The following is a 25,649-nucleotide window of genomic DNA, read 5'->3' as shown; positions in this document are numbered from 1 at the left end:
ACAACCCGGCGGTCCAACATATTGGTTCGGACCGTGCCCCCGTGCCCCGTGTCGCCGTGTCACCGTTGCCCCGGCCTCCCCCGTGCCGGACAGTGAGGCCATGGATCTGGACACGGCCCGTGCCTGGCTCGCCACCGCCCTCGCCGAGGCCCGCGCCGGACGCGCCGAGGGCGGCATCCCGGTCGGCGCCGCCCTCTACGGCACCGACGGCACCCTGCTGGGCCGCGGCCACAACCGCCGTGTCCAGGACGGCGACCCGTCCCTGCACGCGGAGACGGCCGCGTTCCGGGCGGCGGGGCGGCAGCGGTCGTACCGCGGTACGACCATGGTCACCACCCTCTCCCCCTGCTGGTACTGCAGTGGGCTGGTCCGGCAGTTCGGCATCTCGCGGGTGGTGATCGGCGAGGCCGTCACCTTCCACGGCGGCCACGACTGGCTCGCCGAGCACGGCGTGGAGATCGTCCTGCTGGACGATCCGGAGTGCGTCGAGCTGATGCGCGGCTTCATCGACAGCGACCCTGACCTGTGGAACGAGGACATCGGTGAGTGATCCCCGTATTCCGACGATCGATCTGCGGCCCTGGCTGGACGGCGACGCCGAAGCCCGCGCCGGCCTCGCCCGTACCGTCGACCAGGCCCTGCGGACCGCCGGTTTCCTGCTGGTCACCGGGCATGGCGTCGACCCTGGCCTGCGCGCCCGGATCCGTACGGCCGCACGGGGCTTCTTCCTGCTGCCGGACGACGTCAAGCGGCGGTACGAGGCGAAGGTCGGCGGTCGCGGGTGGCTCGGGCCCGGGGCCGAGGCCAACGCGTACGCGGAGGGGACCGAGACGCCGCCCGATCTGAAGGAGTCGCTGACCTTCGCGACGGACGAACCGTTCGACGACCCGGTGGTCAACGCCGAGTGGTACGCCCCCAATGTGTGGCCCGTCGAGGCACCCGGGCTCCGGCCGTTGTGCGAGGAGTACCTGGGGCACATGGCCGGGCTGGAGAAGCAGTTGCTCTCCCTGCTCGGGTACGCGCTCGGGCTCGAACCCGACTTCTTCTCCCGGCACATGGACCATCCGACGTACGGCTTCAACATCAACTGGTATCCGGGGACGGAGGTCGTCGGGGAGGCGGAGCCGGGGCAGTTCCGGATCGGGCCGCACACCGACTTCGGGACCGTCACGATCCTCGACCGGCAGGCGGGCACGGGCGGGCTCCAGGTGTACACCGACGCGGGCGGGTGGGAGGACGCGCCCTACGACCCGGCCGCCTTCACCATCAACATCGGCGACCTGCTGGCCCGTTGGACCGGCGACCGGTGGCGTTCGGGGCGGCACCGGGTGCTGCCGCCGCCCGCCGACGCGCCCGCCGAGGAGCTGATGTCCCTCGTGTACTTCGGCGAGTGCACCCCGGGCACCCTGGTGGAGTCCGTGCCGGCGCCGGTGGGCCGGGTGGCGTACCCGCCCGTCGACTCGCACGTGTACCTGCGGGAGAAGCTGGACTCGATCACCGTCGGTTGATCACTTGCGGCCGAGCACATGCGGCTGTACGTCGAGCGGCTCAGGGACCTGGTCGCGGCGCCGCTTGCCCGACCCGGTCCCTCATGCCCCAGTCATTTTCGTAACCCAACGGACATCACTGACCCTGGCCCGGAGCAACTTCCCCTTTTTACACTGCTGTTGAGGGGGAGATGTGGTGCACAGACGGTTGCACGGGCGCGGAGCGCTGTTCGACTTCGATCCACCCGGTCTCGCGCCGCGGCTCGTGGGCCTGCGCCCGCACCAGCATCGCGGCCATCCGTACGAGCACCCGGGCGAGCTGCCCCTGGTGGTGCTGACCGGCGCCCGCGGTCTGGGCAAGAGCGCGGTGCTCGGTGAGCTGCGGGACGCCTACAAGGGGCATACGCCGGTCGCGCTGATCGACTGCGCGGAGGAGCAGTTCGCGCGGCCCCCGGCGGAGCGGCCCGCCGACTCCTGGTCGCCGCTCGCCCAGGCGCTGCTGGTGATCGCCGAGCAGCTGGCCGCGCCGGTGACCGGCGCCGGGCGGATCACGTTCCCGCGGCTGATGTCGGGGCTGGTCGCGGTGGCCGCGGGCGGCTGGGGCGACGCCGACTCGGAGCGGATCCGCCGGGAGGTCGAGCGGATCCTGCTGCTGAACGAGAGCGGCTCGTGGATCAGCGGCTTCGCCGGGCGCTGGGCCGGGAAGGTGGCCGCCAAGGTCGTCGCCGCGGCCACCGGCACCGGACCGCTGGTGGGCGGGGCCATCGAGGCGACCCTGGAGTCGGTCGCCGAGGGCTTCAGCAGCCGCCGGCAGCAGAAGGCGTCGGTGTGGTACCGGACGTATCCGAACGCGGGCGGGCACGCCCAGCGCGGGCTGATCCTGCTGTCCGGGCACTTCCGCGCGGGCGGCACCTCCCGCGAGCACTCCGAGCGGTATCTGGTGCGGGCGCTGCTCGCCGACCTGACCGAAGCCTACGCGGGCGTGCTGCCGCGCATGAAGCGCCTGGGCCGGCCCCTGGTGCTGCTCGACAACGCCCAGTCGCCGCCCGGTCCCGGGCTCGTGGAGGCGGTGCTGCGCGACCGTGCCGAGGGCGTCGAGGACCAGGTGGCGTTCGTCGCGGCCCGGCGCGGCGAGGGCCGCGAGGAGCTGCGCAGCGCGGTGCGGCGGGAGCTGGCGGAGGTGGCCCGGCGCACGGACTGGACACCGGACGCGGCGCCCTCCTCGCGGGCGCTGCTGGTCGCGCTGCCGCCGCTGAGCCCGGACGACACCCTGCACATCGTCGGCGCGGTCTGCGGCGACACCGCCGTACCGCCCCAACTGCCGTATGCGACACACCGGTTGACCGGCGGCAATCCGCTGGGCATCGTACTGCTCGCCGAGTCGGCCGCGCAGCATCTGCCGCAGGCGTCCTCGCTGGGCGAGCTGCTGACCACGGACGTCCGCCCGGACGAGGACGAGCCGGGCCTGCCCGCCTACCAGGCGCTGCTGGACCGGCTGGTACCCGCCGAGCACCTGGACGAGCTGACCGTGCTGGCCGCCGCCCACGACCACGACTCGGCCTGCGCGCTGGCGGCGACGCTGCTCCCGGACACCTTCGGCCCGGCGGACGTACGCGCGCTGCAGACGCTGCTGGCCGAGGAGGGGCTGCCGGGCGTGCCCGGCCAGTTCGTCGGCGACCCGTTCGTACGGACCCTGCTGCTGCTCCGGCTGCATCTGCGCGACCCGGACCACGCCTCGTGGCGGACGGCGCACGAGACGCTGATCGCGCACTACCCGGGGGCCGAACACGCCCGCTACCGGCTGCATCACGAACTCGCCCTGGGAAGCACGGAGTCGGCAGTAGCCCATCTGCGCGACACCTTTCCCGTCATGGACACCCGGGCCTGGCTGCGCACCCTGCGCTTCGTGGCGTCGGCGCCGTACTTCCACGCGCACGACGCCGAGGGCCGTGACTCCACCGGCGGGGCCGACCGGCGGGCCGCCGTCGCGCTGGGCCGTGGCGATGCCGGGCAGCGGCCTCCGCAGGGCGCGGACGCCGTCCTGCACCTGCGGACACGGCGGCTGCTGCACGCGGTGTGGCAGCTCGCCGATCCGCTGGTGCTGCCCGACCCGAAGGTGGGCGACCGGCTCCGCTTCGAGCTGGAGCAGCTGTCCAACCTGCGGCCCGCGGGCAACGCGCTGCTGTGGCGGGCGTCCCGGGACTGGCCGGCGGCGGCACTCGCCGGGCGCCCCCTGGACATCCCCCACGATCCGGACGACGAGGACGAGGGCCCGGACGACCTGAATGGGGAGGCGTGATGGCGCGCAGGGGTGTGGGCACGTGGATACGCGAGGGCGTGTGGGAGATCCCGCTGCGCCGCTATCTGGCCCTGCTGCTGACGGCGGGCCTGGTGATCGGGGTGGTGTTCGCGGTGCGGACCGTCGCCCACACCGACCGGTCCTGCGCGCCGGGGGTCTCCCGGCCGCCGGGCAGCGGCGAGTGCGTGGGCGTGGCGACGGGCGACTACGACTTCGGCCGGCCACAGCTGCGGGACGTCGTACGGGCGATCGCGCGGGAGAACGGCCGTCTCAAGCCCGGCAGTTACGTCACGGTGGCGCTGATGCTGCCGTACACCTCCGCCGCGCAGACGAACCTGAACGACATCCAGCACCAGCTCCAGGGCGCCTACCTGGCGCAGTACCAGGCCAACCACGCCTCCAACGGGGAGGCCCCGCTGATCCGGCTGGCGCTGGCCAACCCGGGGGCCACCGGCGGGCGGTGGCCGCAGACGGTCGAGCAGCTGACCCTGATGACGAAGAGCGCGGACCGGCTGCGGGCAGTCGCCGGGATCGGGCAGAGCACCGACAACAACAAGCAGGCCGTGCGGGCGCTGACCCGGCGCGGGATCCCGGTGATCGGCTCCTCCATCACCGCCGACGACCTGGCCAACGGGCAGCAGGGCAAGGACCCGTACCCGGGCCTGGCCCGGGTGTCGCCGACCAACACCGACGAGGCCCGCGCGCTGGCCTCCTTCGCCAAGGTGAGCGCGGGCAAGGCGCTGCTGGTGTACGACAAGCCGGGCGACCCGTACACGCGCACGCTGCAGGAGTCGTTCGCGGCGCTGATCAAGGGCTCGCCGTACGAGCCGCAGCCGTTCACGCCGCCCGCCGACCGCAGCGAGGAGGGGACGACCGCGAACACCTTCCGGCAGATCACGCACCTGGTGTGCGACACCTCCCGGGAGACCGACACGATCCTGTTCGCGGGGCGGCACACGCAGCTGCGGCAGTTCATCAACGCGCTGGGCGGACGCGGCTGCCAGGACCGGAAGTTCACCGTGCTGACCGGGGACGAGGCGTCGTACCTGACCCACGAGAGCACGCTGGACCGCAGCGCCCTGCGGCACAACCTCTCGGTCCGCTACACCTCCCTCGCCCACCCGGACGCCTGGACGAAGGACCCGGCGAAGACGGGCGGTTCGGCGGCGGACTTCCAGCAGCTGCGGCAGCTGCTGGCGGACGCGGCCCGGGGGCCGGTCGGCCCGGTCGGCGCGGCCCCGCTGGACGACGGCCAGCTGATCATCGGCTACGACACCGTGCGCCTCGCGGTGCACGGCATCCGCGAGGCGGTGCCGGACGGCAGGTCGGTCCCCTCGCTCGCGGACGTGGGCCTGCAGTGGCCGCAGGTCAAGGGCTCGCTGCGGGTGGACGGGGCGAGCGGCTGGATCTGCCTGGACGTGCACGGCAACCCGTACGACAAGGCCGTACCGATCGTGGAGCTGACCCCGCAGGGCGGCGCCCGCTTCGTACGGATCGCCTGGCCGGAGGGGAAGCCGCCGGGCACGCAGTGCCTGCCGCCGTCGTCCCATTAATCGAAATACCGGGCCGGACAAGGGTGTTGATCACATCATGACTCAAGGCCCCGCACCTCGCCCGCTGTCCGACGACGCCCTCTGCGACCTGCTCGGCACGCAGCGGTTCGGCACCCTCGCCACCGTCAAGCGCACCGGCCATCCCCACCTGACCACCATGCTCTACAGCTGGGACGCCGAGGCCCGCATCGTGCGGTTCTCGACGACGGCCGACCGCGTCAAGCTCAAGCACCTGCAGCGGGACCCGCGTGCCGCGCTGCACGTGCAGGGCGGCGACGTGTGGTCGTTCGCCGTCGCCGAGGGCGAGGCCGAGGTCTCCGAGGTCACGACGGTTGCCGGTGACGCGGTGGGGCGGGAACTGCTCGGGATGATCCCGGCGGACGCGCAGCCGGAGGACGAGGACGCGTTCCTGGAGCAGCTGGTCGCCGAGCGCCGGGTGGTCATCCGGCTGAAGGTGGACCGGCTGTACGGGACGGCGCTCGACATCTAGGACCGGCCTTCAGGGCCTAGCCCTGCGCGGGCTCCATTTTTTCGATCAGGCGTTCGAATCGGGCGCGCCAAGCCGCCTCCGACTCCCCCTCGCCCTGGAACTCATGGGTGAAGCGCAGCACGCTCGCCATGTCGCCGGCCCGTTCCAGGTGGAAACGGATCCGGCCGCCGCCCCCCACGGTGTACTCGGCGACCCGGTCCACGTCCCAGGCCGTGACCTGCCCGGTGCCCAGCTCGGGCAGGGCGACCAGGCCGCCCAGCCGGGGTTCGAGGACGTCGACGGCGGTGCACCAGCCCGCGAGCCCCTCGCGGGTGGCCACCGCCGGCCAGACGTCTCCCATGGCCCTCGGGAGCCGCACCAGAAGGTGGAGTATGTGCGTGTTCCCGTGGGTCTGACTGCTGCCCTGTGCGATGGAACCGCTCATGACACCAGTGTCACCGACCCGCCCCTCGGACAGCGACCTCAGACGGCGGCGAGGATGTCGAGGACCGGGACCACGCTGTCACCGGGTGCCAGGCCCTTCGGCGGATGCGCCCCGTACGCCGGCTTCGCGGGGATGACGGCGAGGATCCGGCTGCCGGCCTTCCGGCCGGCCAGGGCCCGGTCCCAGCCCGCGATGACATTGCCCCGGCCGATCACGACGGACAGCGGCCCGCCGTCCTTGCGGGAGCTGAGGAAGAGGTCCGCCTCGTCCTTGCCGCGAGCGGCGTCCCAGGCGGCCGAGGAGTGCTGGAGGACCAGCGTCTGCCCGGCCCTCACCACCGGGCCGCCGCCGTCCACCACGCTCTTGACGACCAGGCCCTTGGGAGCGGCACGGTCGGGGACGGTCAGGGTCGCGGTGCCGTCGTTCTGGTTCATGCGCACCCCGGGCAGGTCGTCGGAGAGCGAGTGCTGCTCACCGGGGACGAGGGCGCGGCTTCCGATGACGTTCAGGATGTCGACGGCGAACACCACGGTGTCCTTGCCGGTCACCTTGAGCCGGGCGTCGCCCGACTTCTTACCCAACTCGGAGCAACCGACGGCAATTCGGGGAATTGGCGTGTGCCAGGAACAGTCAAGGCCGGTTCCCCATGACTCCCGTCAAAGGAACCGGCCTTGGCCGCAGGTGAGTTGGCGAGTGACGCGTCAGACGCCCGCGTACGAGTGCTTGCCGCTGACGAAGATGTTCACGCCGTAGTAGTTGAACAGCCAGCAGCCGAAGGCGAGCATCGCCAGGTAGGCGGCCTTGCGGCCCTTCCAGCCGGCCGTGGCGCGGGCGTGCAGGTAACCGGCGTAGGCGACCCAGGTGATGAAGGACCAGGTCTCCTTGGGGTCCCAGTTCCAGTACCGGCCCCAGGCGTCGCCCGCCCAGATCGCGCCCGCGATGATCGTGAAGGTCCACAGGGGGAAGACGGCCGCGTTCACCCGGTACGCGAACTTGTCCAGGGACGCCGAGGCGGGGAGGCGCTCCAGGACCGAGGTCGCGAAGGCGCCCGGCTTGCCGCCGGTCTGGAGCTTGTTCTCGTACGAGTCCTTGAACAGGTACAGGATCGTGGCGACCGCGCCGACGTAGAACACCGCGCCGCAGAAGATCGCGGTGGAGACGTGGATGTACAGCCAGTACGAGTGCAGGGCGGGCACCAGCTGGTCACTGGCCGTGTAGAGGACGGTGACCGCGAGGCCCAGGTCGAGCAGGACCGAGGTGATCAGGAACAGACCGAGCCAGCGCACGTTCTTCTTCAGGGCCAGCAGCCCCAGGTACACGCCGACCGCGACCGTGGAGAAGGTGATGTTGAACTCGTACATGTTGCCCCACGGCGCCCGCTCCACGGAGGCCGCGCGGGTGATCACGCCACCCAGCTCCACCAGGAAGGCGAGCACCGTGAAGGAGACGGCGATCCGGCCGTAGAGGTCGCCCTGCGCGTCCCCGCCGTGCGCGCCCGGCCCGTCCGGCACGTCCCGGGCGCCGGAGGTGGAGCGCACGACCACCTTGGGCCGCTCCAGCACAGCCGTGCCGCCGGCCTGCTTGACGGTCACGGCGGGCCCGCTCGCCTGCTGCTGCGCACTGTCGGCGGTCAGCGCGGCGGCCGTGCGGGCGACCTTGCTGCGGCTGCCGAACAGCCACTCGGCGATGTGGGCGAAGAAGGCCAGGGTGTAGACGGCCATCGACGAGTAGATCAGCGTGTTGCTGATGCTCGCCAGGTGTTCGTTGGTCGCGGCGGCGAGAGTCACTTCTCAGCCCCTTCGGCAGGTACGACGTGGGATTCGGGGGTGTCGTCGTCGGTGTCGGCGTCGGGGGCCCCCGGCGCCTGGTCGTAGAGGGTTCCGGCGAGGTCGCCCAGTTCCTCGGGCACCTTGGCGGACTCACTGCGGCCGAGCCCGGCCATCTCGACGACCGTGACGCCGTCGGGGCCCTGCACCGCCCGCACCCAGACGCGGCGGCGCTGGATGAACAGGGAGGCGGCCAGGCCGAAGATCGCGGCGGTGGCACCGCCGAGCGCCCAGCCGCTGCCCGGCTCCTGGACCATCTCGAAGCCGGCCCACTCCTTGATGTCCTTCTCGAAGGTGATGGACCCGGCGCCGTTCGGCAGCTTCAGGGTGTCACCCGGCCGCAGCAGCTTCTTCAGCAGCTGGCCCTTGGCGTCCTTGTAGGCCTTCATGTGGGTCTTGTCGAGCTGGTAGACGCTCTGCGGGCCGGAGTCGACGCCGAGGTCGCCGTGGTAGGCGTTGACCGCCAGCAGCGGGTTCACCAGCGCCGGGAACTGCGACAGCATCGTGCCGGCCTTCGGGTTGAACGTCGGCACGAAGAACGCCTGGAAGCCCAGCTGCTCCTTGCGGCCCTGTGGGTCGCGGTAGCCGTCCATCACCTTCACCACGCCGTTGGACGAGATGTTCCCGTCGAGCGGCAGCAGCGGCACGGCGTCGTGGAAGACCACCTTGCCCTTGCCGTCGCGGACGGTGATGACGGGGGCGTAGCCGTGGCTGACGAGGTAGACCTTGGCGTCGCCGATCTTCAGGGGCTCGTTGACCCTGACGGTGGTCGCCTTCTCCTTGCCGTACGCACCCTCGCTGTACTTGATCCTCGCCGTGAAGGTGCGCGCGGTGCCCCGGTTGGGGCCGTTGACCTCGTAGGTGGCGCGGAAGTCCTTCAGGTCGAAGCTGTACGGCACCAGGTCGTCGTTCTGGAACATGCTGCCCGACTTGAAGTCGTCGTACATGGGCAGCGCGTTGGAGAAGCCGTCGCCCTCCACCATCAGCTTGGTGCCGTCCGCCTTGTACAGCTGCCCCCAGGCGAAGGCGACGAGCAGCACGATCAGCGCGATGTGGAAGACGAGGTTGCCGACCTCGCGCACGTACCCCTTCTCGGCGGCGACGGCGTCACCGGCGAGGTGGGCGCGGAAGCGGCGCTTCTTCAGCAGGCCGAGCGCCGCCTCGCGGACCTCTTCCGGGGCGGCGGTGGTGCGCCAGGTGGTGTAGGCGGGCAGCCGGTTCAGGCGCTTGGGCGCGCCCGGCGGACGGCCGCGCAGCTGGCCGACGAACTGCCAGGTGCGCGGGACGATGCAGCCGATGAGGGAGACGAACAGCAGGATGTAGATCGCGGAGAACCACGCCGAGCTGTAGACGTGGAACAGGCCGAGCTTGTCGTAGATCGGCGCGAGCGTGGTGTGCGCCTTGCGGAAGTCGTCGACCTTGGTGATGTCGGCGCCGGACTGCGGGATCAGCGAGCCGGGGATCGCGCCGAGCGAGAGCAGCAGGAGCAGCAGCAGTGCGACCCGCATGGAGGTCAGCTGCCGCCAGAACCAGCGGACCCAGCCGATGACGCCCATGCCGGGCACGGAGGCGAGCTCCTCCCGCGGGGCGGTGGACAGCTGCGAGCCGGCCGCCCCCAGGTCCTGGTCCTCGGCCGCGGCCGAAGCGGTGTCGGTTCCCTGGGCCTGGTCGGTGTCGGTGGCCGGGGCCTTGTCGGTCGTCGTATTGCTCATCGATCAGATCCCCACAGTGAAGCCGTCGGACCAGGTCTGCATCTCCTGCACCAACCGGTCCCACTCACCGGTCAGCAGCAGCACACCGGTCACGATCATCATCGTGCCGCCGATGCGCATCACCCAGACATAGTGGCGCTTGACCCAGCCGAACGCGCCGAGTGCCTTGCGGAAGGCGACGGCGGCGAGCACGAAGGGCACGCCGAGGCCGACGCAGTAGGCCACCATCAGCAGGGCGCCGCGCCCGGCGCTCGACTGCTGGATGGAGAGGGAGTTGACCGCCGCGAGGGTCGGGCCGATGCAGGGCGTCCAGCCGATGCCGAACAGGGCGCCGAGTATCGGGGCACCCACCAGGCCGGTCGCCGGACGCTTGTGAAAGCGGAACTCGCGCTGGGTGAACCAGGGCATGAGCCCCATGAAGAACACGCCCATGAGGATCATGAGGACGCCGAGGACCCTCGACAGGACGTCCTTGTGCTCCTGCAGGGTCCAGCCGAAGTACCCGAACAGCGCCCCGCCGGAGACGAACACGGCGCTGAAGCCCAGCACGAACAGGGAGGCACCGGCGACCATCCGCCCCCGCTTGGCCTCGGCCAGGTCGGTGCCGGCGACCCCGGTGACGTAGGAGAGGTAGCCGGGGACGAGCGGCAGGACGCAGGGCGAGAAGAAGGAGACGAGCCCGCCGAGCAGCGCGACCGGCAGGGCGACGAGCAGGGCACCGTTGAGGACGGTCTCGTTCGGGCCCACGGCGGCGAGCGTGAGAAGTCCGCTCACGTCACTTCTCCGCGACGACCGGCTTGAGCATCTTCAGCAGGGCCGTGTCGTCGAGGGGCTCCAGCGCCCGCGCGGCCAGCTTCCCGTTCCGGTCGATGACGATCGTGGAAGGGATCAGCTGCGGGTTGAGCGTGCCCCTCTTGAAGCGGAGCATCAGCCGGCCCGTCGGGTCGTAAAGGCTCGGATAGGTGATCCCGTGCTCCTTCTCGAAGGCGACCGCGGGGGTGGTGCTGGTGTCCCGCGTGTTGATGCCGACGAACTGGACACCCTTGTCCTTGTAGTCCTGGGAGACCTGGGAGAAGTACTTCGCCTCCTCCCGGCACGGCCCGCACCACGAGCCCCAGACGTTGACGACGACGACCTTGCCCTTGTAGTCGGCGACGTCCACGGTCTTGCCGTCGATGGTCTTGCCGGACAGGTCCGGTGCCGCGTCGCGCTTGCCCTGCGGGGCGGTGGCGATGCCGTTTCTGCCGGTGACGAAGTTGGTGTTGCCGCCGCCTCCGGAGGTACCGCCCTTCCCGCACGCGGACAGGGTCAGGGCCGCCAGGGCGGCCACGGCGCCGAGCAGGACGGCGCGGCTACGGGTACTCATGTGAAAAGTTTCGCATGTCGCTTCCGGGCCGTTCGCGCGCCCCCCTGCCGGGCGGAAACCCGCATATCAGGAGGTATTTACACAGGGCATTTCAGGCACCATTGGAAGAGGCCGACCCGGCGCCCGACTTGGTGTCCGACTTCGCGTTCGCGAGGAAGCCCTGCCACCCGCCGACGGGCCGCTGCCCGACGTCCAGCGTGCGCAGCTTCGCCAGCACCTCCGGCTTCTGGACGTCCATCCAGTCCACGAACTGCTTGAAGGAGACGAGCCGCACGTCCGCCCCCTTCTCCTTCTCCCGCGCGATGTGCTTGAAGGCCTCCTCGACGGCGTCCATGTAGATCCCGCCGTTCCACTGCTCGAAGTGGTTGCCTATGAAGAACGGCGCCCGGTTCGTCTCGTATGCCCGCTGAAATCCGGATATGTACGCCTGCGCCGACTGCTTGCGCCAGCCCGGGTAGTTGTAGGCGGGCGCCTTGGTGGAGTTGACCGACTGGTTGGCGAGCATGTTGTAGTCCATCGAGAGGACCTCGAAGGAGCGCCCGGGGAACGGGACCTGCTGCAGGGGCAGGTCCCAGATCCCCATCCGCTGCACCGGCCACACCTGGCGCCCGCCCGGCGAGGAGGCGTCGTAGCGCCAGCCCAGCGCGCGGGCGGTGGGCAGCAGGTTGTTCTGGCCGAGCAGACAGGGCGTACGGCCGCCGGCCAGCTCCTTGTCGTAGTCGAAGGGGAGCGCGGGCAGGTCGTGCCAGCCGGTGTTGGTCTTCCACTGCTGCACGAACGCCTTGGCCTGCCGGATCTCGCTCTGCCACTGCTGCGGGGTCCACCACTTCACCGAGCCGTGGGTCTCGCCGCAGAAGTGCCCGTTGAAGTGGGTGCCGATCTCGTGGCCCTCCAGCCAGGCCCGGCGGACGCCCGCGAGCGTCGACTTGATGTGGTCGTCGGCGAGGTAACCGATGGCGGAGGCGCCGCGCGGGTTGTTCGGCGGCTCGTACATCCGCTTCTTCGACTCGGGCAGCAGATACAGCCCCGAGAGGAAGAAGGTCATGCTCGCGCCGTGCTCCTTGGCGAGGTCCAGGAAGCGCGGGAAGAGGCCGTTGCCGACCTCGCCGGCGCCGTCCCAGGAGAAGATCACGAACTGCGGCGGGGTCTGCCCCGCCTCCAGCGGCTCGGGCTTGGCGGGCTGGTGCGGCTGCCTGCCCGTGAAGGAGGTGGAGCCGTCGCCGATGAGGCGCGCCGGACGCGTCGCGCCCTCACCGCCCTTTCCGTCGCCCGGGTTCCCGGAACCGGACGGGTGCCCGCCGCCGTCAGACGATGTGAGACTTCCGCACCCGGCGAGCCCTGCGGCTGCCGCCGCTCCCGCGCCGAGGCCGAGTATTCCCCGCCGGGAGAGGGTCCGGGAGCTGGTGCGCATGGAAAATCCCCGTTCGTCACGCCTGCTGATTGGTCACCCACTCAGAGGCCGCGACGAACGGGGAGGTTCCGCGGATACTTATGTTTTTAGCAACGGGTCCGGCAAAAAGCCCCTAAGCCAATCCAAACGAACCGTCAGAAGTGCCGGTCGGCGCAGGGGCGCACGGACTTACGCCCCGAAGGCCTTGCTCTTCCCCTTCACCGGCTTGACTCCGGCGCGGAGATGGGCCGGTACGAGGTCGATGGCGGGCTCGCTGTAGCCGACGGACACTATCTTGTCGCCCTGGTACGTGAACGTCGTCAGCGAGGCGAGCGTGCACTGCCGCTTGCGCGGGTCGTGCCACAGCCGCCGCCGCTCCACGTACGACCGCACGATCCAGATCGGCAGCTGGTGGCTGACGAGCACCGCCTCGTGCCCGCGCGCCTGGTCCTTGGCCGCGTTCAGCGCGCCCATCATCCGGACGACCTGGTCGACGTACGGCTCGCCCCAGGACGGCTTGAAGGGGTTGACCAGGTGCTTCCAGTTCTCCGGCCTGCGCAGCGCGCCGTCGCCGACCCCGAACGTCTTGCCCTGGAAGACGTTGTCGGCCTCGATGAGCCGCTCGTCGGTGTCCAGGTCCAGCCCGTGCGCCTTGGCGATCGGGGTGGCGGTCTCCTGGGCCCGCTCCAGCGGGGAGGCGACGACATAGGTGACGTCCCGCGAGGCGAGGTGCTCGGCGACCCGGTCGGCCATCTCCCGTCCCAGCTCGGACAGGTGGTAGCCGGGCAGCCGGCCGTACAGGACCCCGGTCGGGTTCTCGACCTCGCCGTGCCGCATGAGGTGGACGACGGTGATGTCCTTGTCGCTGCTGATGCTCACGCGGTCGCCTCCGCGGCGGCTCGGGCCGCCGCCGGAAGGGCGTCGGCGATCTTCTGGATGGCTCGCTCGTCATGGGCCGTGGACACGAACCAGGACTCGAAGGAGGACGGCGGCAGGTAGACGCCGTTCGCCAGGAGGGAGTGGAAGAACGCGGTGTAGCGGAAGGACTCCTGCCGCTTGGCGTCCTCGTAGTTCCGCACCTGCCGGTCGGTGAAGAACACGGAGAACATGTTGGAGGCGCTCTGCAGCCGGTGGGCGACGCCTTCCTTGTTGAGCGCCTCGGTGACGAGAGCCTGGATCTGCGCGGAGACGGCGTTGACCTTGTCGTAGGCGGCGTCGTCGAGGAGCCGCAGCTGGGCGAGCCCGGCGGCGGTGGCGACGGGGTTCCCGGAAAGGGTGCCGGCCTGGTACACGGGCCCGGCGGGCGCAAGATGAGCCATCACATCAGCCCGTCCCCCGAAGGCGGCGGCGGGGAACCCACCGCCCATGACCTTCCCGAAGGTCATGAGATCGGGGACGACCCCGTCAACCCCGAACCAGCCGTTCCTGCTGGTTCGGAAGCCGGTCATGACCTCGTCGGAGATGAAGAGGGCGCCGTTCTTCCGGCAGGCGTCCTTGAGCCCCTGGTTGAAGCCGGGGTCCGGCGGCACGACGCCCATGTTGCCGGGCGAGGCCTCGGTGATCACGCAGGCGATCTCGCCCGGGTGCCGGTGGAAGGCCTCGTGCACGGCCTCGAGGTCGTTGTACGGCAGCACGATCGTGTCGCCGGCCTGGGCGCCGGTGACGCCGGGCGTGTCGGGCAGCGCGAACGTGGCGACCCCGCTGCCTGCGGCGGCGAGGAGCGAGTCCACATGCCCGTGGTAGCACCCGGCGAACTTGATCACCTTGGCCCGCTGGGTGAACCCGCGGGCGAGCCGGATGGCCGACATGGTCGCCTCGGTCCCGCTGCTGACGAGCCGCACCTGCTCGACGGGCGCCACGCGGGCGACGATCTCCTCGGCGAGCGCGACCTCGCCCTCACCGGGCGTACCGAAGGAGGTACCGCGGGCGACGGCCTCCTGGACGGCGGCGATGACCTCGGGGTGGGAGTGCCCGAGGATCATGGGCCCCCAGGAACACACGAGGTCGACGTACTCGCGCCCGTCGGCGTCGGTCAGATACGGCCCCTTGCCGGACACCATGAACCGGGGCGTGCCGCCCACGGCGCGGAAGGCGCGCACCGGCGAGTTCACACCGCCGGGCGTGACGACGGCAGCACGGTCGAAGAGCGCCTGTGAGGCGGGCGCGTCGTAGGGATAGGGCGTTTCGCTCATGGCACTCATGACGTGCGACTTCTCCGACTTCTCGGACTCCGGTTGCGTAGTGACCCCCTCAGGGTAGGCCGCACCCGGTCCCGCCCGCGGCCGACCTCAAGATCGAAACGGTGTCCTCCGCGAACCATCTGCGAGACTGGACGGGCTACACACTGCCCTTACATGTTTCACCGCACGTTTCGGCGGGCGGACGTGGGGGAGGTCACTGACACGATGATCAGGTTGCGTGGCGGGGGCCGCGCGTCCTAGAAAAGCAGTCGGGTGGAGATATGCATCGCGGTGGCGGACTGGGCGAGGGGACTGATGATCTGGGTCCTCGACGAGCCCGGCGGGGAAGGCACCGGCGCGACGCGGAGGAAACAACCGAAGCACGGCAGTCACAGGGTGTCCCGGACGAGTCCGAGCGGTACGACGGCCCCCGGGCGGGGAGCAGGAATGGTGGTCGGGTGGGGGTGACGTACAAATACTTCGGCGCGCCGGACGGCGCGACCGCGGCCCGCGTCCCCATCTCGATGCGCCCCGAGGAACTCGGCGGCGACGAGCTGGGCATGAACGGCATGTTCACCAAGATCAAGCCTGAGACGATGGCGGCGATGGTCCTCACCGGCATCGAGGGCGTCCCGCTGCACAAGGTCCCGCCCCTCGAACTGGTCGTCCTGCACCCCGACTACGCGGTCGTCAAACTCCCCATGACGGTCGTCGACCCCATCCGCGGCATCGGCGAGGAGGCGGTCGGCGCGGCAGCCTTCATCTGGTCGACGGTCCCGGACCGCGGGGGTCCGCGGGACGCGTTCAACGTGTACCAGCTGCTGCACGAGTGGCAGGACTTCAGCCACCGGCTGCATGAGGCCGGGCATCAGCCTTATTGCCTTGTGTGGCCCTGAGCTTTCGACTTCGAGGAGCCAGCCGTTGAACCGGGAAGTGTCCGAGAGCACGGTGATCGGGGTCTCGCCGGGCGTGGTGTACGAAGCGGTCACCAACGTGGCCGACATGGGCCGCTGGAGCCCCGAGTGCACCGGAGCCGATGTGAAGGACGAGGGCCAGGCGCAGGTCCGCCCCGGGACGCGGTTCACCGGGCACAACGTCTCCGCCCGGCAGCGTCCCTGGTCGACCAGCTGCACCGTCGTGACGGCGGATCCCGGCGAGCGGTTCACCTTCCAGGTGCGCGCGGCCGGCCTGCGCGTCTCCCTCTGGTCCTACGGCTTCGAACCGATCGGTTCCGGCGGAGCGACCAAGGTCACCGAGACCTGGATCGACCAACGAGGCTTGCTGATGCGCTTCGTCGGACGGGTGGTGACCGGCGTCCACGACCGGGTCACCCACAACAGACAGGCCATGAAGGTCACCCTCCGGCGGCTGAAAGAGGCGTTGGAGGAGGAGCACAAGGTGGCCTGAGCCGACGGCTCTCACACGCTGAGGATGCACCGCGGCCCGCGTCAGTACACGTCGCGTACGTAGCGCCTGTCCGCCGCGAGTTGCTTGACGTACGACGTCGCCTCCGGCTCGTCCAGGCCGCCGTGGACGGTGGCTGTCTCGCGCAGGGTCCGGTCGACGTCCTTGGCCATGCGGGAGGCTTCGCCGCAGACGTAGAAGTGGGCGCCGTCCTGGAGCCAGGACCAGAGCAGGGCGCCGTGTTCGCGCATGCGGTCCTGGACGTAGACCTTGGCGCGCTGGTCGCGGGAGAAGGCGGTGTCCAGGCGGGTGAGTGTGCCGTCGGCGAGGAAGGCGGCCAGTTCCTCCTCGTAGTAGAAGTCGGTCGCGCGGTGCTGTTCGCCGAAGAACAGCCAGTTGGGGGCTCGGTGGCCGCGGGCCCGGCGGTCCTCCAGGAAGCCCATGAAGGGCGCTATGCCCGTGCCGGGGCCCACCATCACCGCCGGTGTGGCGGGGTCGGCGGGCGGGCGGAAGTGCGGCGTCCGGTGGACACGGACCGGCACCGGGGTGCCGGGCTCGGCGTCGGCGAGGAAGGGGGAGCACACGCCCTGGCGGGGGCGGCCCCGGACGCTTTCGTAGCGGACGACCGAGACCGTCAGCGACACCAGGTGGGGATCCGTCAAAGGGCTTGAGGATATGGAGTACTGGCGTGGTTGCAGGCGGCCCACCCCCTTCCCCCCTGTGCTGGGCATGTTCTCACTACGCGACCGTAGGAACCGCTCATTACATGGGCGTCTCAGGCCCCGGATCATGAGGGGTTGAGCACAGCGCACAGAGCCTGGCAGAGGGGTGTGAACCCTGGTCGAACCCGACGCGTCCAGCTCACCGGAGACCCAGGGTGCGACCGGTGCTCGCTCGAGCCGGGGTCCGGTGAGAGTCAGGGGAACGTCGAGCGCACGGACGCCGAAGCGTCGGTCACCGGTGCACCGGTGACGGCAGAGCTGTCAGTCTGATGACCGGGGACGTGAGGAGGCCGAGGGCCACGGTGGCGGAGCCGATCGCCGCGATGGTCAGGGCGCCCTGGCCGCCGAGTTCGCCGGTCAGGAGGCCGGCGGTCAGGCCGCCGAGGGCGCCGCCGCCGAACAGCAGGGTGCGGAAGGCCGCCGTCATCCGGCCCATCATCGAGGCGGGAGTGCTCGTCTGCCGGAGGCTGACGATGATGACGTTGGCGACGCCGAGGCCGAGGTACGTGACGAAGAAGGACGCGACGCACATCGCGATCACCACCGGTCGGGGCCCGGTGGCGGCGGCGATCAGGCTCGGGCCGAGCAGCAGGGCGGACTGGGCCACCAGGTAGACCCGTCCGAGCCGGAACCGTCTGATGACCCGTCCCGACATCAGCGCGCCGATCAGGCCGCCCACGGAGGCTGTGGCGAAGACACCGCCGAGCGCGGACGAGGAGAGATGCAGGTCGCGGGTGCCGTGGAGCAGGAACATCGTCCACACGGTGATCATGGAGAAGTTGCAGCAGAACCCGACGAGCGCCAGGGCCCGCAGGATCCTGTCCTTCATGACCCAGCCGAGGCCGTCCCGCAGCTCCCGCCAGACGTGCCGGCGCGCACCCTGCTCCGGACGCGGCTCGGGCGTTCGGATGAGCAGCAGGGAGACCACGGACACCAGATACGAGAAGGCGTCCACGATCAGCGCCACCGGTGCGGTCAGCGCCGACACCAGTACACCCGCGAGCCCGGGCCCCGCCACATCGGCCGCGGAGGAGCTGACGCCCATCTTCGCGCTCGCCTCGACGTAGTTGGCGGGGTCGCGGACCAGGGTGGGCACGTACGACATCCAGCTCACGTCGAACAGCACCGACGCGACACCGACGGCGCACGCGATGACCGTCAGGGTGACCAGGTCGAGGGCGTGCGCCCAGTACAGGGCGGGGACGAGCGCCAGCAGGACCAGCCGGACGAGGTTCGCGGCGAGCATGACCCTGCGCCGGCGGACCCGGTCCACCCACACGCCGAAGATCAGGGCGAGGCCGAAGTAGGGGGCGAGTTGCAGGAACCGCAGCAGTCCCACCTGCTCGTCGCTCGCCCCGAACGCGCGGATGGCGGTGAGGGGCAGGGCGAGGGTCGTCACCTGGGTGCCGAGCAGCGAAACGGTCTCCCCCAGCCAGAACTTGAGGAAGTCGCCGTTGCGCCAGAGGCTCTCCGGCGGTGCAGCGGCACCCGTCTGCGCCTCGGCCGTGTCGAGGAGCGATTCTCCAGCAGGGTGAGAAGCGTTACTCTCATGTCTCATGTCTGACAGTAGCAGTACTGGTGCACTGGTGGAGATCCTCCGCCAGGAGATCGCCCGGCTCTCGCCCGGCGACCGGCTGCCCAGCAGCCGCGAGTTGACGGGGCGTCACGGCGTCAGCCCGGTGACGGTGTCCAGGGCGTTCGCCCAACTGGCCGCCGAGGGCGAGGTGGTGACCCGCCCGGGCAGCGGCACCTACGTCGCCCCGCGCCGCGCGCGCACGGCCGCCGACGCTCCGGACACCTCCTGGCAGGCGGTGGCACTCGCGGGTCGTGACTTCGATCCGGGCGCCGCGGACGGCCTTTCGGATCCGCTGCCCGCCGGGGCGATCGCCATGGCGGGCGGCTATCTGCACCAGTCACTGCGCCCCGAAAGGGCGTTGACCGCGGCACTGGCCCGCGCGGCCCGTCGCCCCGACGCCTGGGACCGGGCACCCGCCGCGGGCCTCGCACCGCTGCGCGCGATCTTCGCGCGGGCGGCGGGCGGCGGGGTCGGCCCGGAGGACGTGCTGGTCACCGGCGGCGGCCAGGGCGCGCTGTCGATGGCGTTCCGCGCGCTGGCCGCGCCGGGCAGCCAGGTGCTGATGGAGTCGCCGACGTACCCGGGCGCGCTGGCCGCCGCCCGAGCTGCGGGGCTGCGCCCGGTGGCCGTACCGATGGACGACGACGGCATCCGCCCCGACCTGCTCGCCGACGCCTTCGCCATGACCGGGGCCCGGCTGCTGTACTGCCAGCCCACCTTCCACAATCCGACCGGCACCGTGCTCGCGCCGGTGCGACGCCGCCAGGTCGTGGACGTGGCCCGGGCCGCCGGGGCGTTCCTCGTCGAGGACGACTTCGCCCGCCATCTCGGCCACGGCGGCCCGGTGCCGCGTCCGCTGGTCGCGGACGACCGCGACGGCACGGTGGTCCACCTGACCTCGCTGACCAAGCCGGCCTCGCCGAGCCTGCGCATCGGGGCGGTGATCGCCCGCGGACCGGTGATGCGCAGACTGCAGGGGATGCGCCGGGTCGACGACTTCTTCGTCGCCAGGCCCCTGCAGGAGGCTGCCGTGGAGTTGGTGAGCACGCCGCCGTGGGACCGGCATCTGCGCACCCTCTCCACGCAGTTGAGGGAACGTTGTGCGGTGCTGTCCGGGGCCCTGGCGCGCGAGCTGCCCGACTGGACGCCGGTCCGGGTCCCCGCGGGCGGCCTGCATCTGTGGGTCCAGCTCCCGCCCGGCCTCGAGGACTCCGCCGTCGCGGACGCGGCACGGGCGCACGGCGTGGCGGTCAACCCGGGCGCCCGCCACTTCCCCGCCGAGCCACCGGGCACCTACCTGAGACTCGGCTTCGCGGCCTGCGCGGACCCCGCCGACCTCACCGAGGGCGTCCGCCGCCTCGCCGAGTCGGCGAGAGCGTAACAACGGCATGAGGCAGACGAACTGCTCTGAGCACCTCTCGGTGTCAGCCGCCGTGAACCACCGTGATGTGCCGCTCGGGACCGGGGACTTCGAGCTCATCGAGCACGGCGACGGCAAGGTCCTCCGCGCTGATCCATGACCGGCCGTCGGCACCGGTGAGCAACGTGTCCGTGCCGCGCCGGTAGTGGCCGGTACGGTCACCGGGTTCGAGCAGGGCCGGCGGGCTCAGGTAGACCCAGTCGGCGGCCGAATCGGCCTGGCAGGCCCGCAGTTGGGCGATCCCGGCGGCGGCGACGGCCTGGAACTCCGCCGGCACATAGGCCGGGTTGTCGGCGACCAGCAGTTCCCGGTCACCGGGGCTGCGCAGCGCACCGGCGCCGCCGACCACGAGGACCCGCATCCCGAGCCGTGCGGCGAGGTCCAGCACCGTACGGGTGGTGCCGACCAGGAACTCCTGGTCGACCGGCATGGTCCGCACGGCGAGCACCACAGCGTCCGCGGCGGATCCGGCCAGCGCCTCGCGTACGGCGTCCGCGTCGTTCGCGTCGAGCGCGACCGGCGTCACGTCCGGGTCCTCACTCGCGGGCTTGCGGGACAGGGCCAGCACCCGGTGTCCGCGGGCCCGGGACTCGGTGATCACCCTGCTGCCGACCATCCCGGTGGCGCCGAGCACGGCGATCGTCATGCCTGTCTTCATCATTCTTGCTCCTCGGAAGGTTGAGCTGCGGAGGGTTGAGCTGGGCCGCGAGCAGCGCGGCCAGGGCGAGGACGAAACCGAGGCTCTGGAGCAGACTCAGGGACTCGCCCAGCGCAAGGCCTATGACGGTCGCGACCAGCGGAGACAGCAGCACCAGCGCTGCGGACGCGCCGACCGGCAGCCTGCCGATGCCGCGGAACCAGAGCGTGTACGCGATCAGCCCGGCCATGCTGCCGAGCCACAGGTAGCCGCCCGCCGCCGCGGCGTCGATCCGCTGCGGCACCCCCTCGATCGCGAAAGTGAGCGGCAGCATCAGCAGACCGCCGGCCGTCAGCTGCCAGCCGGTCAGGGTCAGCGGACCGACCCCCGCGGGGCGGCCCCAGCGCTTGGCGAGGACGACCCCGCCGGCCATGATCGCCGTATGCCCGAGGCCGGCGAGCACGCCGACGGCGTCCAGCCGGGCCTGTGGCCCCAGCACGACGAGTCCGACGCCGACCACGCCGAGCACACCCCAGGTCAGCCGCCAGGCCGTCGGCCGCTCGTGGAGCAGCACGGTGGCCAGCCCGGCGATCAGCAGCGGCTGGGCGGCGCTGAGGGTGGCGGCGACACCGCCGGGGAGGCGTTCGGCCGCCAGGAACAGCAGGGGCATCCCGCCGATGTTGAGCACGCCGAGGACCGCGGCCTTCCGCCACCAGTCCCCGCGCGGGAGCACACGGGTGATCGCCAGCGCGATCAGCCCGGCGGGCAGGGCGCGCATCAGTCCGGCGAACATCGGGTGCCCGGGCGGCAGCAGCCGGGTGGTGACGACGTACGTGGTTCCCCAGGAGGCGGGACCGAGCGCGGTCAGGGCGACGTCTGCCGCCCGCTGCGCGGACGGGGAAGGCATGCGAGGCATGTCATGAAGTCTCGGCAGCGGCACCATCATGAGTCCAACACATGGTTGTCATGACAGCCATGAACAAGGACGATTGATCCTCGTGGATCTCCAGCAGATGCGGTACGTCGTCGCCGTCGCCGAAACCCGCAACTTCACCCGTGCCGCGGAACGCTGTTTCGTCGTGCAGTCCTCCCTCAGTCACCGGATCGCCGCCCTGGAACGGGAGCTGGGGGTCACCCTGTTCGCCCGGTCCAGCCGCCGGGTGGAGCTGACCAGCGCCGGAGCGGCGTTCCTCGTCGGCGCACGCGAGTGCCTGGCCGCAGCCGACCGCGCGGTCGCCGACGCCGCCGCCGCGACCGGTGTCGTACGCGGCCGGCTCCGCGTCGGCGTGATCGTGACGACGGCGGCGGTGGACGTGCCCGAGCTGTTGCAGCGGTACCGCGCCCGGCATCCGGACGTGCGCGTCGGCCTGCGCTCCGGGCGCAGCGACGAACTGGCGGCGGCGATCCGGGACGGCGAGCTGGACATCGCCTTCCTCGGCCTGCCGGAGGGCGAGCGGCCGTCCGGTGTGGAGACCGTCGTCCTCGCTCACGACGAACATGTGCTGGCGGTGGCGGCCGGGCACCGGCTGGCGGGCGCCTCCCGGGTCACCCTGGCGGACATCGCCGAGGAGACGTTCGTGGACTTCGTGGCCGGAACGCCCGCCCGGGCCCAGTCCGACCGGGCCTTCGCCGCCGCGGGCCTGGTGCGCGACGTGGCGTACGAGGCCGGGGTCGTCGAGCTGATCACCCGGCTGATCGCGCGCGGGCTCGGCATCGCGCTGCTGCCCTCGGCGTTCATCCGCCCGCTGGCCGCCGAGGACCCCGGGCTGGCGCTGGTCCCGGTGGTGGACGGGCCGCATCGCGTGGAGTACCTGGCGTGGAGCCGGTTCAACCCGAGCCCGGCCACCCGCGCGATGCTCGACGTCCTCGGCGTGGCCGGACCGGCGTCAACGCCGTCCTGACTCACCGTGTCGCGACCCACACGCAGCAGGCTTTGCATGGTCATGCATTAAGGCGCATACTCTTCCCATGTCCAAGGTCCTCACCTCCCTCCCCGCCGGCGAGCGCGTCGGCATCGCCTTCTCGGGCGGTCTCGACACGTCCGTCGCGGTCGCGTGGATGCGTGACAAGGGCGCCGTCCCGTGCACGTACACCGCCGACATCGGCCAGTACGACGAGCCCGACATCGCCTCGGTGCCCGGCCGCGCGAAGACCTACGGCGCCGAGATCGCGCGCCTGGTCGACTGCCGGGCGGCGCTGGTCGAGGAGGGCCTGGCCGCGCTCGCCTGCGGCGCCTTCCACATCCGCTCGGGCGGGCGGACGTACTTCAACACCACGCCGCTCGGCCGTGCCGTCACCGGCACGCTGCTGGTCCGGGCGATGCTCGAGGACGGCGTCCAGATCTGGGGCGACGGCTCGACCTTCAAGGGCAACGACATCGAGCGGTTCTACCGCTACGGCCTGCTCGCCAACCCGCACCTGCGGATCTACAAGCCGTGGCTGGACGCGGACTTCGTGACCGAGCTGGGCGGGCGCAAGGAGATGTCCGAGTGGCTGCTCGCGCACGGCCTGCCGTACCGCGACAGCACCGAGAAGGCGTACTCCACCGACGCCAACATCTGGGGCGCCACGCACGAGGCCAAGACCCTGGAGCACCTGGACAACGGCATCGAGACCGTCGAGCCGATCATGGGCGTACGGTTCTGGGACCCTGAGGTCGAGATCCTCACCGAGGACGTGACGATCGGCTTCGAGCAGGGCCGCCCGGTGACGGTCAACGGCAAGGAGTTCGGCTCCCCCGTCGATCTGGTGATGGAGGCGAACGCCATCGGCGGCCGGCACGGCATGGGCATGTCGGACCAGATCGAGAACCGGATCATCGAGGCCAAGAGCCGCGGCATCTACGAGGCCCCGGGCATGGCCCTGCTGCACGCGGCGTACGAGCGGCTGGTCAACGCGATCCACAACGAGGACACCCTCGCCCAGTACCACAACGAGGGACGGCGCCTCGGCCGGCTGATGTACGAGGGCCGCTGGCTGGACCCGCAGGCGCTGATGGTGCGCGAGTCGCTCCAGCGCTGGGTCGGCGCGGCCGTCACCGGCGAGGTGACGCTGCGGCTGCGGCGCGGCGAGGACTACTCGATCCTCGACACCACGGGCCCCGCGTTCAGCTACCACCCGGACAAGCTGTCGATGGAGCGCACCGAGGACTCGGCCTTCGGCCCGGCGGACCGGATCGGCCAGCTCACCATGCGCAACCTCGACATCGCCGACTCCCGCGCCAAGCTGGAGCAGTACGCCGGGCTCGGCCTGATCGGCACCGGCAGCCCCGTCATCGGCGCCGACCAGGCGGCGGCGACCGGCCTGATCGGCACCATGCAGGAGATGCCGGAGGGCGGTGCCGAGGCCATCGCCTCCCGCGGCGAGGTCTCCGAGGAGGAGGAGATCCTGGACCGCGCCGCGATGGAGTCCGGCACGGACTGACCCTTCCCGCGGACTGATCCCTCCTGGGCCGTGAGGGACAATGGGTGGCCGATGCCCCGGGTTGCCGGGCGCGTCGGCCGCCCCAGGAAGAGGAACCGATGCCCCCGCGCAAGCGAGCCACCGCCGCCCAGGCCGAGCTGCCCGGAGTCTCCAGCACCAAGGAGATCCAGGACATCCTGTGGAAGGCGGCGGACAAGCTCCGCGGTTCCATGGACGCGGCCCAGTACAAGGAGTTCGTGCTCGGCCTCGTCTTCCTGAAGTACGTGTCCGACGCGTTCGCGGAGCGCCGGGCCGAACTGGCCGCCGACCCCGAGCTGGCTCAGATCCCGGAGCACCGGCGGGGCGCCTTCCTGGAGGAGCGGGACGAGTACACCCGCAAGGACGTGTTCTGGGTGCCGCCGACCGCCCGCTGGGAGCACATCGCCGAGCGCGCGGCCGGCGCGGACGGCGGCATCGGCCTGCTGCTGGACGACGCCATGGACGAGGTGATGCGGGCCAACAAGGCCCTCACCGGTGTCCTGCCGAAGATCTTCAATCGGGACAACGTCGACCAGCACCGCCTGAAGGAACTGGTCGACCTGATCGGCGACGCCCGCTTCACCGGGCACGGCGACCGCCCGGCGCAGGACGTGCTCGGCGAGACGTACGAGTACTTCCTGGAGCGCTTCGCGCGCGCCGAGGGCAAGCGGGCCGGCGAGTTCTACACCCCCGCCAGTGTGGTCCGGCTGATCGTGGAGGTGCTGGAGCCGTACGAGGGCCGCGTGTACGACCCGGCCTGCGGTTCCGGGGGCATGTTCGTACAGTCCGGCAAGTTCGTCGCCGAGCGGCGCGGCCGGGACCACAGCCACGACATCGCGGTCTACGGCCAGGAGGCCAACGAGCGCACCTGGCGGCTGGCGAAGATGAACCTCGCCATCCACGGCATGGATCCCAAGGGCGTCGGCGAGCGCTGGGCCGACACCTTCGCCGAGGACAAACTGCCTGATCTCCAGGCCGACTTCGTGATGGCGAACCCGCCGTTCAACATGTCCGACTGGGTGCGCAGGGCGGACGACCCGCGCTGGAAGTACGGCGTCCCGCCCCAGTCGAACGCCAACTTCGCCTGGCTCCAGCACATCGTGTCCAAGCTGGGCGACCGCGGCTCTGCGGGCGTGGTGCTGTCCAACGGCACGCTGACCTCGCAGCAGAACGGCGAGGGCGAGATCCGCGCCGCGCTGGTCGACGCCGACCTGGTCGCCTGCATGGTCGCCCTGCCCGGCAACCTGTTCCGCACGACGGCGATCCCGGCCTGCCTGTGGTTCCTCACCAGGGACAAGACCCCGCAGGGCGCGAAGGCGCTGGAGGACCGGCGCGGTGAGGTGCTCTTCATCGACGCGCGGTCGGTCGGCACGATGGTCGACCGCACGGAGCGCGTCTTCACGGACGCGGACCTCACGCGCATCTCCGACGCCTACCACGCCTGGCGCGGCACCAAGTCCGCGAAGGAGAAGGGCCTTTCGTACGAGGACGTGCCCGGCTTCTGCTACAGCGCCACGCTGGAGGAGATCGCCCGGCACGACCACGTGCTCACCCCGGGCCGGTACGTCGGCACCGCCGAGGCCGCCGAGGACCCGGACGCCGAGCCCCTCGACCAGCGCGTCGCGCGGATGACCAAGCAGCTGTTCGCCCAGCTCGACGAGTCCGCGCGGCTGGACGCCGTACTGCGTGAGCGCCTCAGCGAGGTGACCACCCTTGCGTGAG

The 25,649-nt window shown here is 71.1% G+C and carries 23 protein-coding genes and 1 pseudogene; 11 read left to right on the top strand and 13 right to left on the bottom strand.

All coding sequences use genetic code 11. From position 1 onward, the window contains the following. Positions 1-100: 100 nt before the first annotated feature. From ACWD3E_RS30530 to ACWD3E_RS30510, 5 genes are all read left to right on the top strand, one after another. A complete protein-coding gene (locus ACWD3E_RS30530) occupies positions 101-550 on the top strand; it encodes a nucleoside deaminase (protein ID WP_451390798.1) in 450 nt (149 codons plus the stop codon). Beyond that, positions 543-1,508: an isopenicillin N synthase family dioxygenase gene (locus tag ACWD3E_RS30525; RefSeq protein WP_451390797.1), complete on the top strand. Its 966-nt coding sequence runs from the start codon at positions 543-545 to the stop codon at positions 1,506-1,508. The genes ACWD3E_RS30530 and ACWD3E_RS30525 overlap by 8 nt, the downstream gene beginning before the upstream one ends. A 175-nt stretch (positions 1,509-1,683) precedes the next feature. Next, positions 1,684-3,786, top strand: coding sequence for a hypothetical protein (locus tag ACWD3E_RS30520; RefSeq protein ID WP_451390796.1), 2,103 nt, complete (start codon positions 1,684-1,686; stop codon positions 3,784-3,786). Next, on the top strand, positions 3,786-5,339 hold the full coding sequence (locus ACWD3E_RS30515) for a hypothetical protein (RefSeq protein ID WP_451390795.1): 1,554 nt from the start codon (positions 3,786-3,788) through the stop codon (positions 5,337-5,339). Before ACWD3E_RS30520 ends, ACWD3E_RS30515 begins: the two co-directional genes overlap by 1 nt. A gap of 37 nt (positions 5,340-5,376) precedes the next feature. Beyond that, on the top strand, positions 5,377-5,829 hold the full coding sequence (locus ACWD3E_RS30510) for a PPOX class F420-dependent oxidoreductase (protein ID WP_451390794.1): 453 nt from the start codon (positions 5,377-5,379) through the stop codon (positions 5,827-5,829). 16 nt (positions 5,830-5,845) lie between these two features. On the opposite strand, the gene ACWD3E_RS30505 is transcribed toward ACWD3E_RS30510, so the two are convergent. The 9 genes from ACWD3E_RS30505 to hemL form a co-directional block, all read right to left on the bottom strand. After that, the gene (locus ACWD3E_RS30505) at positions 5,846-6,253 is read right to left on the bottom strand and encodes a hypothetical protein (RefSeq protein WP_451390793.1); all 408 of its coding nucleotides are present in this window, start codon (positions 6,251-6,253) and stop codon (positions 5,846-5,848) included. 38 nt (positions 6,254-6,291) lie between these two features. Beyond that, positions 6,292-6,834, bottom strand: coding sequence for an FKBP-type peptidyl-prolyl cis-trans isomerase (locus ACWD3E_RS30500; protein WP_451390792.1), 543 nt, complete (start codon positions 6,832-6,834; stop codon positions 6,292-6,294). Between the two features lie 120 nt (positions 6,835-6,954). After that, positions 6,955-8,040: a c-type cytochrome biogenesis protein CcsB gene (gene ccsB, locus ACWD3E_RS30495; RefSeq protein WP_451390791.1), complete on the bottom strand. Its 1,086-nt coding sequence runs from the start codon at positions 8,038-8,040 to the stop codon at positions 6,955-6,957. Then, positions 8,037-9,791: a cytochrome c biogenesis protein ResB gene (gene resB / locus ACWD3E_RS30490; protein WP_451390790.1), complete on the bottom strand. Its 1,755-nt coding sequence runs from the start codon at positions 9,789-9,791 to the stop codon at positions 8,037-8,039. The genes ccsB and resB overlap by 4 nt, the downstream gene beginning before the upstream one ends. Positions 9,792-9,794: 3 nt before the next feature. Then, complete coding sequence (locus tag ACWD3E_RS30485; RefSeq protein WP_451390789.1) at positions 9,795-10,565, bottom strand: cytochrome c biogenesis CcdA family protein; 771 nt, start codon at positions 10,563-10,565, stop codon at positions 9,795-9,797. A 1-nt stretch (position 10,566) separates the two neighbouring features. Then, a complete protein-coding gene (locus tag ACWD3E_RS30480) occupies positions 10,567-11,157 on the bottom strand; it encodes a TlpA family protein disulfide reductase (protein ID WP_451390788.1) in 591 nt (196 codons plus the stop codon). A gap of 91 nt (positions 11,158-11,248) precedes the next feature. Then, a complete protein-coding gene (locus ACWD3E_RS30475) occupies positions 11,249-12,568 on the bottom strand; it encodes a hypothetical protein (protein ID WP_451390787.1) in 1,320 nt (439 codons plus the stop codon). 168 nt (positions 12,569-12,736) lie between these two features. After that, positions 12,737-13,384 carry a histidine phosphatase family protein gene (locus ACWD3E_RS30470; protein WP_451390908.1) on the bottom strand — a complete coding sequence of 216 codons (648 nt, stop codon included), beginning with the start codon at positions 13,382-13,384 and terminating at the stop codon, positions 12,737-12,739. A gap of 38 nt (positions 13,385-13,422) precedes the next feature. Continuing rightward, positions 13,423-14,739, bottom strand: coding sequence for a glutamate-1-semialdehyde 2,1-aminomutase (gene hemL / locus ACWD3E_RS30465; protein WP_451390786.1), 1,317 nt, complete (start codon positions 14,737-14,739; stop codon positions 13,423-13,425). A 269-nt stretch (positions 14,740-15,008) separates the two neighbouring features. Here hemL and ACWD3E_RS30460 point away from each other — a divergent pair, with 269 nt between their 5' ends. Next, positions 15,009-15,623: a hypothetical protein gene (locus tag ACWD3E_RS30460; RefSeq protein WP_451390785.1), complete on the top strand. Its 615-nt coding sequence runs from the start codon at positions 15,009-15,011 to the stop codon at positions 15,621-15,623. A 25-nt stretch (positions 15,624-15,648) separates the two neighbouring features. Next, positions 15,649-16,134 (top strand): SRPBCC family protein, encoded by a 486-nt coding sequence (locus tag ACWD3E_RS30455; RefSeq protein ID WP_451390784.1) that lies wholly within the window; start codon positions 15,649-15,651, stop codon positions 16,132-16,134. Between the two features lie 41 nt (positions 16,135-16,175). Here the strand turns inward: ACWD3E_RS30455 and ACWD3E_RS30450 are convergent. Together ACWD3E_RS30450 and ACWD3E_RS30445 are read right to left on the bottom strand one after the other, a co-directional pair. Further along, a pseudogene (locus ACWD3E_RS30450) lies at positions 16,176-16,838 on the bottom strand (reductase); the annotation flags it as partial. A gap of 247 nt (positions 16,839-17,085) precedes the next feature. After that, a complete protein-coding gene (locus tag ACWD3E_RS30445; protein ID WP_451390783.1) occupies positions 17,086-18,411 on the bottom strand; it encodes an MFS transporter in 1,326 nt (441 codons plus the stop codon). On the opposite strand from ACWD3E_RS30445, the gene ACWD3E_RS30440 reads away from it, so the two are divergent. Next, a complete protein-coding gene (locus ACWD3E_RS30440; RefSeq protein ID WP_451390782.1) occupies positions 18,410-19,810 on the top strand; it encodes an aminotransferase-like domain-containing protein in 1,401 nt (466 codons plus the stop codon). The genes ACWD3E_RS30445 and ACWD3E_RS30440 overlap by 2 nt on opposite strands. A gap of 43 nt (positions 19,811-19,853) precedes the next feature. Here the strand turns inward: ACWD3E_RS30440 and ACWD3E_RS30435 are convergent, their stop codons facing one another. Both ACWD3E_RS30435 and ACWD3E_RS30430 read right to left on the bottom strand, forming a co-directional pair. Next, positions 19,854-20,495 carry an NAD(P)-dependent oxidoreductase gene (locus tag ACWD3E_RS30435; RefSeq protein WP_451390781.1) on the bottom strand — a complete coding sequence of 214 codons (642 nt, stop codon included), beginning with the start codon at positions 20,493-20,495 and terminating at the stop codon, positions 19,854-19,856. Beyond that, positions 20,386-21,402: an EamA family transporter gene (locus tag ACWD3E_RS30430; RefSeq protein ID WP_451390780.1), complete on the bottom strand. Its 1,017-nt coding sequence runs from the start codon at positions 21,400-21,402 to the stop codon at positions 20,386-20,388. Before ACWD3E_RS30430 ends, ACWD3E_RS30435 begins: the two co-directional genes overlap by 110 nt. Positions 21,403-21,484: 82 nt before the next feature. On the opposite strand from ACWD3E_RS30430, the gene ACWD3E_RS30425 reads away from it, so the two are divergent. The 3 genes from ACWD3E_RS30425 to ACWD3E_RS30415 all read left to right on the top strand — a co-directional run bounded on the left by ACWD3E_RS30425 (position 21,485) and on the right by ACWD3E_RS30415 (position 25,648). Then, positions 21,485-22,387, top strand: coding sequence for a LysR family transcriptional regulator (locus ACWD3E_RS30425; protein ID WP_451390779.1), 903 nt, complete (start codon positions 21,485-21,487; stop codon positions 22,385-22,387). Positions 22,388-22,454: 67 nt separating this feature from the next. After that, complete coding sequence (gene argG, locus ACWD3E_RS30420; protein ID WP_451390778.1) at positions 22,455-23,909, top strand: argininosuccinate synthase; 1,455 nt, start codon at positions 22,455-22,457, stop codon at positions 23,907-23,909. A gap of 98 nt (positions 23,910-24,007) precedes the next feature. Continuing rightward, positions 24,008-25,648: an N-6 DNA methylase gene (locus ACWD3E_RS30415; protein ID WP_451390777.1), complete on the top strand. Its 1,641-nt coding sequence runs from the start codon at positions 24,008-24,010 to the stop codon at positions 25,646-25,648. Position 25,649 lies beyond the last annotated feature (1 nt).

It is taken from the genome of Streptomyces sp. NPDC002676 (genome assembly GCF_053592455.1).
Note: the sequence above shows the minus strand (reverse complement) of the source record. Positions and strands in the feature narration are given on the sequence as shown.